This window comes from Arthrobacter sp. HMWF013 (assembly GCF_003061105.1).
Taxonomy (GTDB): domain Bacteria; phylum Actinomycetota; class Actinomycetes; order Actinomycetales; family Micrococcaceae; genus Arthrobacter.
In genome coordinates this window covers 1-11,535 of the sequence record NZ_QAIQ01000402.1, presented here as the reverse complement: position 1 = coordinate 11,535, position 11,535 = coordinate 1, and the positions used below count along the sequence as shown (strand labels likewise).

Annotated in this window: 12 protein-coding genes; 10 read left to right on the top strand and 2 right to left on the bottom strand. The window is 63.8% G+C overall.

Annotated features, from left to right (window positions below; all coding sequences use genetic code 11):
• The 3 genes from DBR22_RS14945 to DBR22_RS25180 all read left to right on the top strand — a co-directional run.
• On the top strand, window positions 1-288 hold a 288-nt coding region (locus DBR22_RS14945; protein ID WP_146187512.1), incomplete at its 5' end, for a recombinase family protein.
• 314 nt (window positions 289-602) lie between these two features.
• Window positions 603-1,784 carry an NtaA/DmoA family FMN-dependent monooxygenase gene (locus tag DBR22_RS14935; protein ID WP_308810217.1) on the top strand — a complete coding sequence of 394 codons (1,182 nt, stop codon included), beginning with the start codon at window positions 603-605 and terminating at the stop codon, window positions 1,782-1,784.
• Window positions 1,784-1,951 carry a hypothetical protein gene (locus DBR22_RS25180; RefSeq protein ID WP_308810216.1) on the top strand — a complete coding sequence of 56 codons (168 nt, stop codon included), beginning with the start codon at window positions 1,784-1,786 and terminating at the stop codon, window positions 1,949-1,951. The genes DBR22_RS14935 and DBR22_RS25180 overlap by 1 nt, the downstream gene beginning before the upstream one ends.
• Window positions 1,952-2,078: 127 nt before the next feature.
• On the opposite strand, the gene DBR22_RS14930 is transcribed toward DBR22_RS25180, so the two are convergent.
• Together DBR22_RS14930 and DBR22_RS14925 are read right to left on the bottom strand one after the other, a co-directional pair.
• The gene (locus DBR22_RS14930) at window positions 2,079-3,338 is read right to left on the bottom strand and encodes a glucarate dehydratase family protein (protein ID WP_108599677.1); all 1,260 of its coding nucleotides are present in this window, start codon (window positions 3,336-3,338) and stop codon (window positions 2,079-2,081) included.
• Between the two features lie 170 nt (window positions 3,339-3,508).
• The gene (locus DBR22_RS14925) at window positions 3,509-4,321 is read right to left on the bottom strand and encodes an IclR family transcriptional regulator (protein WP_108599676.1); all 813 of its coding nucleotides are present in this window, start codon (window positions 4,319-4,321) and stop codon (window positions 3,509-3,511) included.
• Between the two features lie 220 nt (window positions 4,322-4,541).
• On the opposite strand from DBR22_RS14925, the gene DBR22_RS14920 reads away from it, so the two are divergent.
• From DBR22_RS14920 to DBR22_RS14890, 7 genes are all read left to right on the top strand, one after another.
• On the top strand, window positions 4,542-5,543 hold the full coding sequence (locus tag DBR22_RS14920; protein WP_108599675.1) for a tripartite tricarboxylate transporter substrate binding protein: 1,002 nt from the start codon (window positions 4,542-4,544) through the stop codon (window positions 5,541-5,543).
• The gene (locus DBR22_RS14915) at window positions 5,540-6,043 is read left to right on the top strand and encodes a tripartite tricarboxylate transporter TctB family protein (RefSeq protein WP_108599674.1); all 504 of its coding nucleotides are present in this window, start codon (window positions 5,540-5,542) and stop codon (window positions 6,041-6,043) included. The genes DBR22_RS14920 and DBR22_RS14915 overlap by 4 nt, the downstream gene beginning before the upstream one ends.
• A gap of 15 nt (window positions 6,044-6,058) precedes the next feature.
• Entirely contained in the window at window positions 6,059-7,594 is a 1,536-nt protein-coding gene (locus DBR22_RS14910) for a tripartite tricarboxylate transporter permease (protein WP_108599673.1), read from the top strand.
• Window positions 7,595-7,632: 38 nt separating this feature from the next.
• Entirely contained in the window at window positions 7,633-8,019 is a 387-nt protein-coding gene (locus tag DBR22_RS14905) for a universal stress protein (protein ID WP_108599672.1), read from the top strand.
• 113 nt (window positions 8,020-8,132) lie between these two features.
• Window positions 8,133-9,035 carry a LysR family transcriptional regulator gene (locus tag DBR22_RS14900; protein WP_108599671.1) on the top strand — a complete coding sequence of 301 codons (903 nt, stop codon included), beginning with the start codon at window positions 8,133-8,135 and terminating at the stop codon, window positions 9,033-9,035.
• 131 nt (window positions 9,036-9,166) lie between these two features.
• Window positions 9,167-10,081, top strand: a complete 915-nt coding sequence (kdgD, locus tag DBR22_RS14895) for a 5-dehydro-4-deoxyglucarate dehydratase (RefSeq protein ID WP_108599670.1) — start codon at window positions 9,167-9,169, stop codon at window positions 10,079-10,081.
• Between the two features lie 28 nt (window positions 10,082-10,109).
• The coding region (locus DBR22_RS14890; RefSeq protein WP_108599669.1) for an aldehyde dehydrogenase (NADP(+)) at window positions 10,110-11,535 on the top strand (1,426 nt) is incomplete at its 3' end.

Genomic DNA, 11,535 nt, shown 5'->3' with positions numbered 1-11,535 from the left:
CTGGTCTTCACCGGCGAGGACTCCCCCATGGCCAACCTCATGCTCTCCGTCATGGGCGCCTTCGCCGAATTCGAACGCTCCCTCATCCGAGAGCGCCAGAGGGAAGGAATCGCCCTCGCTAAACAGCGCGGCGCCTACAAAGGCCGGAAAAAGACCCTCACACCGGAACAGGCCGCCGAACTGGCCCAGCGCGCCGGCAACGGTGTTCCGAAAGCCCTCCTTGCCCGCGACTACGGCATCAGCAGGGAAACCGCCTACCAGTACCTGCGCCAGGCCAAGCTGGAGTGACCGCTCCCCTAACGGTGGTGTCATTGCGCCTGGGCCCTCGGCCGTAGCTTTACGGAAGATAAGCTATCGGCTCTTCAATTGTCGCGGGGGAGGGTCCTTAAGGACGGCGGCCACGGCCACTCAAAGGGGGCCACGCTTCGAGGCCGGCGGAGCCTCCGCGGTCAAGCGCTCGGCGAACCTCGACCGGCACTGCGCAACATCCGCACCGTCGTCTCTCACAACCCAGTGCGGTTCAAGAACCGCGCCATCGGCGACCTGCTCGTCAACCGCACGGCGCTGCCCGACAACACCTAATTCTGAGAGGCACCCCGCACGTGACCAACGGCTCCCGTCAGCTCCACCTCAATCTCTTCATCCTCGCCTCCGGGCACCACGAGGCGGCCTGGCGGCATCCCGCCTCGACGCCGGAGCGGATGTTCGAGCCGGAGTTCTACGGCGACCTCGCGCGCACGGCCGAGGCGGCGGCGTTCGACGCGGTGTTCCTCGCCGACATCCCAAAGCTCGACGACAACATCGCGTTCAACGCCGCCGGTCTGCTCGATCCGCTCGTGACCCTGGCGACGATCGCCATGGCCACCGAGCGGATCGGGCTGATCGCGACGGCGTGGACGACGTACACCCACCCGTGGGCGCTGGCCCGCTCACTGGCCAGCCTCGACCACCTATCCCGTGGTCGGGCGGCATGGAACATCGTCACGACTGACTCGGCTGCGGCAGCCCGCAACTTCGGGCTCGACGCCAACCCGGACACGGCCACCCGCTACCAGCGCGCCGAGGAGTACGTCGACGCCGTGCTCCGGCTCTGGGACAGCTGGGCAGATGATCCGATCCAGCTAGATCGAACCACCGGGCGCTATGTCGATCCGTCGCGCATCCACCAACCAGGTGTGCGCACCAAGCACGTCCAGGTCGCAGGCGCGCTCACGACGCCGCAGCCGCCGCAGGGCTATCCGGTGCTGGTGCAGGCCGGGTCCTCGAACCACGGGCGGGCGTTCGCGGCGACGTACGCTGAGGCGATCTTCACCGCGCAGCAGCACATCGAGGACGCCCAGGCGTTCTACACCGACGTGAAGACGCAGGCGACCGCATTCGGTCGCCGGCCCGAGCACCTCAAGATCCTGCCGGGGCTCAGCCCGATCATCGGCGGTACGGAGGAGGAAGCGTTGCGCCTCCAGACCGAGCTGAACGAGCTCACCGTGCCCGCATTCGGCCTGATCCAGCTAAAGGACTTCGCGTACGTCGATCTCGACCACCTCGATCTTGACGAGCGGGTCCCGGAGGAGGCGTTCGCCGGCGCCGGGAACGTCACCGACAACAACAAGGCCGCACCCAGGTGTACGCCGACATCGTCCGTCGCGAGAAGCCGACCCTGCGCGAGCTGCTGCACAAGCTGGCCGGCGCGCGCGGACACAAGGTGCTCGCGGGCACGCCCGAGCAGGTCGCCGACCACATGCAGCACTGGTTCGAGAACGGAGCCGCCGACGGCTTCAACGTGATGCCCCCGACGCTCCCGACCGGCCTCAATGTCTTCACCGAGACGGTCGTGCCCATCCTGCGCGAACGCGGCCTGTTCCGCGAGGACTACGCCGGTACGACCCTGCGTGATCACCTCGGACTGCCACGTCCGCGCAACCAGCATGCTGCGCCGGAGACAGCCGTCTGATCCGCCTCCGATCGGCCCGCCCCAATACGCTCCCACGCCAGTGTCGCAGCATCGTCGACCGCTACACCCGACGATTGGTTGGTCTGCGTGCTCAGACTCCTGGTGGTTCGGCCTGAACGTCGTCTGTCTACCAGCGGGGGCTTATTAGCGTGTACTCGGGGTTGATCCGTTGCATGTAACCGGTGTCGTCACGTCCAGTAAGGCCGCATTCAAGGTATTGCCGGTGGAGTTTCTCGAGCCCGTCATGGTCCAGTTCGATACCCAGGCCAGGGGCGGTTGGAACGGGGACCGCCCCGTCCACGAACCGCAAGGCGCCTGGACGGATGACGTCCTCGTCTTCGTCCTTCCAGGGCCAGTGGGTGTCACAGGCGTAGTCCAGGTTCGGTGTGGTCGCCGCCAGATGCACCATGGCGGCCAGACTGATCCCGAGGTGGGAGTTCGAGTGCATTGAAAGGCCGAGCTCGAAAGTTTCCGTGATGCCGGCAAGTGACTGAGACCGCCGAAGGCCGCCCCAGAAATGGTGATCCGACAGGATGACGTCCACGGCGCCGGCAGCTACAGCCGCGGGGATGTCGTCGAAACTCACAACGCACATGTTGGTCGCCAGCGGCATCGGGACGCTGCGACGGACTTGGGCCATACCTTCTATACCGGGGGTAGGGTCCTCGAGGTACTCCAGGACCCCGTCCAGGGCCTTGCCCACTTCGATGGAGGTGGGCACCGACCAGGCAGCGTTGGGATCGAGACGGAGCGGCAGGTCGGGGAATTCGTCGCGCAAAGCCTGGATAGCTGCGATCTCCTGGTCCGGGTGGAAGACCCCGCCTTTGAGTTTCAGGGCAGTGAAGCCGTATTCGCGCACCATGCGCGATGCCTGCTTTACCACTCCTTCCGGGTCCAGGGCGGCCCCCCAAGAATCATCCTCCTGGCCGGGGTGACCCGCCCACTTGTAGAAGAGGTATCCGCTGAAAGGAATTGCTTCCCTGACGGCACCGCCAAGCAAGTCGCTGACGGGCCGGCCGAGGATCTTTCCCTGGATGTCCAGGGCAGCGACGTCGAATGGGGATAACACACGGTCCGCGGTCCTTGAGCCTGTCACCATCCCACTCATGCCGTGTCCGCCCTGGATGGTGTCCTGGGCAAGAGCCTGGGCGATCCTGCTTCCCAGCATGTTGATGTTAAACACATCGGCGCCGATGATGGCGTCAGCTGCGATGCGGAGCCGTGCGAGGTGGCCGGCGTCGCCATAGGTTTCGCCCAGCCCTGTTATCCCGGCGTCGGTGTGCAGTTGGATGACCGCGCGGAGCGCGAACGGTTCGTGCACGCCTACGGCGTTGAGCAGCGGAGGGTCCTTGAAGGCGACAGGAGTGATGGTGACACCCGTGACCATGACCTGGGAGAGGTTGTCTTGGGGAGATTCGTTGTGTGCCACGGAATCACTTTCTGTTGGATTGGGCTCCTGCTGCGGGACCTGAAGTGATCTTAGGCACTGGAGCCGATGCGCGTCCAAGTCCGTTTTGGACATGAAAAATACTTTGAAGGTATTGGTTTTAAATAGGGCTAACCGAGGAGCCCGCCGAGTCCGCGGACGATCTGCAGGGTGATGTCTGCCGTGGAGCGGAGCGCCGCCACTATCTCCTTTTCGTATGCAGGAGTCAGCCGCTCTATGGGCACCGAGCAACTGAGTGCATCCACGACGTCGTCCCTGATGGGCAGCGGAATCCCGAAGCAACGCAGCCCAGGTGTGTTTTCTTCGTCGTCGATCGAGTATCCCCGCTTCCGGGTGGCATCAAGGTCCTTGCGAAGGGCCGTGCGGGAAGTGATGGTTGTCGGTGTCAGCGCAGCCAGGATGGGAGGCAGGTGCTTCTCGAGTTCCTCATCGCTGAACTGCGCCAGGACGGCTTTGCCCAATGAGGTCGAGTAGGCCGGAAGCCGGCGTCCAACCCGGTTCTGGGCCCGGGCGTAGGACGAGGACTGATGGGTGGCCAGGTACACCATGTCTGTGTGGTCAAGGCGCCCGTAGTGGACCGTCTCATCCAGCTGTCGGCTGACCTGCTCCACGTGCGGCTGGACCACCCGCAGCAGCGGATCTGTATCCAGATACGTCGTACCGGCTAGGAGTGCACGGATGCCGATGCTGTACAGCGAACGCGTGGAATCACTGCGCACCCAGCCGAGGTCGGTCAGGGTACGAAGGAGCGCATAAGTGCTGCTGCGGGGTGCTTCCAACGCGTCACAGAGCTCCCTGACGGTCACGGGTTCATTGCCCCTTGCCGCAAGCAGCTCGAGGACCTCCACGGTGCGGGCAGCAGACTTTACGCCGCGGACGCCGCTAGCTGGTGGGGCGGCCACGGCCGCTTGGTGCTGATTCATACAGATCTTCCTTGATCCGGCCGACGGCCTTGACAGAGACGTTCTTTCTAGTCAATTATGAGTTCCATCACGATCTTCTGTCTACATATATAGACAGGTGCTACAGAAACTCGCACCGCGGGTTTACGGATCACCCCTTCTGCTCAGTAGCAGAACCCCTTGTAACAGCTATCGGAACGGCCGACAGCCCGTCGGCCCCCCAACAGAGGAAAGCTCAACGATGAACTCCCTGAAGCCCACGCTCACCGCCATCACTGGCCTTGGCATTCTGTCCCTCGTACTCACCGGCTGCGGCGGGGTCCAGACCGGAACCGGCGGAGCCGGGGCGGGTGGCGAAAACTTCCCCACTAAGTCCGTTAACCTCACGGCTCCATCGAGCGCCGGCGGCAGTACCGACCTGATCTCCCGCGCCTTGGCCGCCTCCATCGAGGAGCCCCTGGGCAAGAGTGTCGTCGTGGAGAACAAGCCCGGCGCCAACACCGCGGTGGGCACCAAGGAGGTCCTGAACGCCAAGGCTGACGGCTACAGCACCGTTCTGGCCGCCGAGTCCCTCTTCGCCATCACCCCGCTTTTCGTTGAAGACCCGGACGCCTTGAAAATGGATGACATGACCGTCGTCGCCCCGGTCTCCGAGGAAGAGTATGTTCTGGTGGTCAACAAGGACGCCGGCCTCACCTCACTCGCGGACCTCCTGGCCAAGGACAACATCAAGTACGCTACCTCCGGCGCCGGCACCGGCGGCCAGCTCGGACAGGCCGCCCTGTTCGCACTCGCAGGCAAAAAGTCAACCGACGTCCCGTTCGACGGTGGATCCGCAGCCGTCACGGCCCTGCTGGGCAACCATGTCGACGCCGTTGCCACGCAGCTCGCCGAGGTCAAGCCACAGATCGACGCCGGAAAGCTCGTCCCGCTGGTTGTTTTCTCCCCCGAACGCAGTGACTACTTCCCTGATGTCCCCACTGCGAAGGAGTCAGGCTACAAAATCTCCGTCGTGCAGCGCCGCTGGCTTGCCGTCCCCAAGGAAACTCCCCAGGACGTCGTCACCAAGCTGACCGAGTCCGCGGAGACTGCCAAGGACTCGGCGAAGTTCCAGGAATTCCTCAAGACCAGCCTTATTGGCGAATGGGAAGGCAAGCCGGCAGACGTCAACACCACTGTTGACGCCGATACCAAGACCTTCAGCGACCTCGCCAAGAAGTTTGGCATCGGAGCCACTAAATGAGCACTTCCGCTGCTCCCCGCGGGGAATCAGCCAGTGACTTTGAGGTAGAAGAGCAGGCTGAGCGCGGCGGGGTCATCACCGCCGCGCTCGGCGCGCTCGTCCCGCTCCTGTTGGGGGTGTTCGGCCTCGTTATCTCATTCGGCCTCGGCGTCGGCTCACTCGGCGCCCCGGGCGCGGGTCTTTGGCCCCTGGTCATCTCCCTGGTCATGATCACGGCTTCTGCAACGGCCCTAATCCGTGCAAAGCACGACGAGGACGTCGAAGCCTTTGACGGCGGCATCCGCACCGTCGCTCTCAGTGTTGCCAGCCTGCTGGCCTACGCCGCATTGCTTCCGGTCATCGGGTTCGAGATACCGACCGTCCTGCTTCTCTTCTTCTGGATCAAGGTCCTGGGGAAGGAGCGCTGGCGTTCAGCGGTCGCGGTATCCGTAATTGCCACCGTCGTTGTGTACGTGCTCTTCATCCTCCTCCTGGCCGTTCCCATCCCCCACCTTTTCTAGGAAACGACACCCCAAATGGATATCATCAACGACGCCTTGGGCGGCTTCGACGTCGTGCTGCAGCCGGCCAACCTGCTGTTCTGCCTTGTCGGCGTCACCCTCGGCATGCTGATCGGCGTACTGCCCGGGCTGGGGCCGGCAGCGACGATCGCCATCTTGCTCCCGCTCACCTACACCATGGAACCGGCCAGTGCCATCATCCTGCTGGCAGGCATCTTCTACGGTGCCCAGTACGGCGGAACCATCACCTCCGTTCTCCTGCGCCTGCCCGGAGAAGCGTCAAGCGTTGTAACAGCCCTTGACGGCTACCAGATGGCACGCCAAGGACGGGCCGGGGCTGCGTTGGGAATCGCAGCAGTCGGGTCCTTCATTGGTGGCACCATCGCCATCGTCGGGCTCACTTTCCTGGCCCCCCTGGTGGCAAGCTTCGCACTGGACTTCGGCCCGGCCGAGTACGCCCTGCTGGCCATGCTTGGAATCCTGCTGGTGTCCTCCCTGGGCAACGGCTCGGCCCGGAAGGCAGCCGTCTCCGCAACCATCGGTTTGCTGCTGGCCACTGTCGGCCGGGACCCCGTCACCGGCGTCAGCCGCTTCACCTTCGGCTCCGACAACCTGGCAGACGGAATTGACTTCGTGATCATTGCCATGGGCCTGTTCGGTGTCGGCGAGATCCTGTACAACATGGCCACTCCCCCGTCGGCCTCCTCCGAGACCCCCAAATTCAAGCGCGCCCTGCCCACACGCGCCGACCTGAAGCAGTCCTCCGGGGCCATCACCCGTGGCTCCGTCTCCGGGTTCATGCTGGGCATACTTCCCGGCGGCGGCGCGACCATCGCCTCCCTGGTCGCCTATGCAACCGAAAAGAAATTCGCCAAAAAGCCCGAACGCTTCGGACGCGGCGCGATCGAGGGTGTGGCAGGACCTGAAACTGCCAATAACGCAGCAGCGACCAGCTCGTTCATCCCGCTCCTGACCCTGGGCATTCCCGCCAACGGAACAATGGCCATCATGTTCGGCGCTCTCCTGTTGCAGGGAATCACGCCGGGACCGGGCCTGATCAACGACCACCCCGACATCTTCTGGGGCGTCATCGACTCCATGTACATCGGCAACGTCTTCCTGCTCCTGCTCTCGATTCCCCTGATCGGCATCTTCGTCAAGCTGCTGTCGGTCAAAGCGACCATTCTCAACCCGATCACCGTGCTCATCACCATGATCGGCGTGTACACCGTGCGGAACAGCGTCTTTGACATGTTCCTAGTCATCATCTTCGGCGTCGTAGGTTACCTGATGAAAAAGCTGGGATTCCCCCCGGGTCCGCTCGTCCTCGCCTTCGTCCTGGGAGGGCTTCTAGAAACCTCCTTCCGTCAGGCCATCCGGCTCTCGGAAGGCAGCCTGGGCATCTTCGTATCAAGCCCCATCTCCATCACCTTGGCCATTACCATCCTCATTGCCCTCGCAGCTGCCCCGGTGATGACCTGGGTCCTGCGCCGCCAGCAGGCAAAAACCGAGGCCGTACTGCACACGCACGGCCGCGGATTCGAAGACTGACCTGCCCAGAACCCGACACAACTCGAACGGAAGTCGCTATGTCCATAGTTCTAGGATTCGTCCCCAACGAGCGCGGTGAGGCTGCGTTCGCCAAAGCCCTGTCCCTGGCATCGCAGCTCGATGAGAAACTCGTCATCATCAATAGCAGCAGCCGCCATTCCCACATCGACCCGAAGTTGGCCTCAGACCCGGACCTCGACGCACTTGTGGCCCGCGCAGCCCGTGCGGGCGTAACAGCACGCGTCGAGAGGGACAACCACGAGGACGGCCCAGACGCACTCATTGAGGCGTCCACCGCCGAGGACACCGAAATGATCGTCATCGGCATCCGCAAGCGCTCCCAGGTCGGCAAGTTACTGATGGGAAGCGATGCCCAGCGCATTCTCCTGGAAGCCAGCTGCCCCGTTCTTGCAGTGAAGGCCTAAAGGGGGCGCCCAAGCCGACGAAGAGCCGAAGGGCAAACCAGGCAATCGGCGGGAGGCCGGTAGCATGCTTTTCACTTGGGATCACTTACGCCAGAGATACTGCGAAAGGCTACATGTTTACCTTTGATCAGCTTGCCGGCTTCATCGCCGTCGCTGAAGAGCTTCACTTCGGCCGTGCCGCCGAACGCCTGGAAATGACCCAGCCCCCGCTGAGCCGGCTGATCCAAAAACTTGAAAAGATTGTGGGGACAAGTCTTTTCGAACGGAACAACAGGAACGTACAGCTGACACCCGCCGGCCTGGCCTTCCTGGACGAGGCCAGGCGTCTCATGGTCCTCGCCGAACGTGCTCCCACCGCTGCCCGAAGAATAGCCTCCGGCCGCTCCGGTCACTTGCGTATCGGCTTCACCGCCGCAAGCGCACTGAACGTTCTGGGACCACTGCTTGGGGAGACAAGCAGGCTCCTGCCTGATGTCGACGTGGAACTCTCGGAGCTGGTCACAGGCAAGCAAATCAGCGGTTTGTTGACCGGCGAGCTGGATTTGGGCCTGGCCCGCCCGCCATTCGACGAGGAGATCTTTGACTCGCGGTTGCTCTACCGTGAGTCGATGCTGCTCGCCGTTCCCTCCGCCCACCGGCTCGCAGACCTTGGCCGGGACCTCACCCACGAGGACTTCAAAAATGAGCCGCTCATCATGCACTCACCAACAGAAGCCCGGTACTTCTACGATCTCGTGGTCCGGATGTTCCCTATCCGGCATGGGAACGTCGTCCATGTCGTCAGCCAGATAGTCACCATGGTCTCCCTCGTGGCGGCCAAGAGGGGCGTGGCGCTGGTTCCCGCGTCCGCCGCGCAACTGAACATCGAGGGCGTCAAGTACCTTCCACTGTCAGGCCAGAGTGATAACCCAGTGGAACTGCACGCGATCTGGATCAAAAGCGCGGAAAACCCGGCGCTGCGAAGGCTCCTACAAGAGCTGGACTTCTCCGCCGAGCGCCCCTTCATGAGCTCCTAAAGTGAACGAAAAATGATGCCTTTGAGGCATCACTGGATACCACAAAACTCTTGGACAGGCATAACAGAGCCTGCCTACTCTAGACACATCGATCATCATGCCGATAACGGCATTACCCAGAGGACACAACCGTGGCAAAGTACTCACCCCAAGAACTGGCGGACACCCTTAAGGAAGGACTGCTGTCCTTCCCCGTGACCTCGTTCAACGCCGAGCTGCAGTTCGATGAGGAGAACTACCGCAAGCACCTCGCCTGGCAGGCGAGCTTCCCGGTTGCGGGCCTGTTCGCCGCCGGTGGCACCGGCGAAGGCTTCTCCCTCTCCGCAGCCGAATCGGAGCGCGTCGTCCGCACCGCCGTGGAGGAAGTGGGCGGACAGGTTCCGGTCCTTGCCTCTGCCGGCGGCTCCACGGTCCAGGCCATCGAGAACGCCAGGGCCGCCGAAGCCGCCGGCGCCGAAGGCATCCTCCTGCTGCCCCCGTATCTGACCGAAGCCGACCAGGCCGGCCTTACCGAGCACGTCAGCGCCATCTGCAACGCAACGTCCCTAGGCGTCATCATCTACAACCGGGCCAACGCCATCTACAAGGACACCACCGTGGCCACCCTGGCCGACCGCCACGAAAACCTCATCGGATTCAAGGACGGCGTCGGAGACCTCGAACACGACGCCCGCGTCTACGCCATGCTGGGCGACCGGCTCTTCTACCTTGGCGGACTGCCCACCGCCGAAACATTCGCACTCCCCCTGCTGCAGCTGGGCATGAGCACCTACTCCAGCGCCATGTACAACTTCGTCCCGCAGTTCGCACTGGACTTCTACCAGGACGTAAGGAACAACGACCGCGTGGCTGTCAACAAGAAGCTCAATGACTTCGTGATCCCGTACCTGGACATCCGCGACCGCGTGAAAGGCTACTCTGTCTCCATCGTCAAGGGCGGCCTGGACGCAATTGGCCGCTCCGCCGGCCCGGTCCGCCCGCCGCTGCAGAACCTCGCCGAGCAGGACCTCGCGGACCTCAAAGCCCTCATCGCCACCGTCTCCTGATCCACCCCCTCTCCTAGGAGGAACCACCGTGACCCTCACCGGACACTCCCTGATCGCCGGACAAACCGTTATCGGCGAAGGAAAAACAACCTTCGGCTTCAACCCGGCCACCAACGAGCAGCTCGACCCCGGCTACTCGCTTATTACCGAGGACCAGCTCCGGAAGGCCACCGCCGCCGCTGCCGAGGCCTTCGCGTCCTTCAGCACCCTTGACCCGGAAAGCCACGCGGGTTTCCTGGAGGCAATCGCGGACAATATCGAGGCCATCGGCGAGGAACTCATCATCCGCGGCAGCCAGGAAACCGGCCTCCCCGCAGCCCGGCTCCAGGGCGAACGTGCCCGCACTACCGGCCAGCTGCGCCTCTTCGCGGCGGTAGTCCGAAACGGCGATTTCCGCGGTGTCCGCATTGATCCTGCCCTGCCCGAACGCACTCCCCTGCCCCGGGCTGATATCCGCCAGCGCCAGATCCCGCTCGGGCCCGTCGCCGTGTTCGGTGCCAGCAACTTCCCGTTCGCTTTCTCGACGGCGGGCGGAGACACAGCCTCGGCCCTGGCCGCCGGTTGCCCCGTGGTTTTCAAAGCCCACAACGCCCACCCCGGCACCGGCGAACTCGTCGGCCACGCCGTCACCAAGGCCGTCAAGGACCTGGGCCTGCACCCCGGCGTGTTCTCCCTGGTCTACGGCCCCGGGGCCAGCATCGGCCAGGCCCTTGTCGCTGACCCCGCCATCAAGGCCGTCGGTTTTACCGGCTCCCAGACTGCAGGCATCGCCCTGATGAAGACTGCCGCAGCCCGCCGTGAGCCCATCCCGGTCTACGCCGAAATGTCCTCGCTGAACCCGGTCTTCGTCTTCGAAGGCGCCCTCAAAGGCGACGTCGACGCGCTGGCACAGCAGTACGTCACCGCCGTCACGGGCAGCTCCGGCCAGCTCTGCACCTCCCCCGGCCTGCTCTTCGCCCCCGCCGGCGAACTCGGCGATAAGCTTGCCGCCGCCGTCGGACGCGCCGTCTCGGCCTGCTCAGGCCAGACCATGCTTACCGAAGGCATCGCGGGTTCCTGGAACGCCGGCACCGAAGCCCTCGGCAGTGCAACAGGCGTGGACCTTATTGGCAAGGGCCTGGAGGGTGCGACTAAGAACGCCCCGGCCCCCGCCATCTTCGGGACCCAGGTCCGCGACTTCGTGTCCAACCACGTCCTCCATGAGGAGATCTTCGGGGCCGCGTCCCTGGTCATCCGCTACACCAGCTCCGGGGACCTGATCGAGGCCATCAGCAGGCTCGAAGGCCAGCTCACCGCCTCGCTTCAACTGACCGAAGAGGACTACCCCACCGCAGCGCCCCTCATCCCGGCCCTGGAGCAGAAAGTGGGCCGCATCATCATCAACGGCTGGCCCACCGGCGTCGAAGTCGGCCACGCCATGGTCCACGGCGGCCCCTTCCCCGCCACCTCCGACA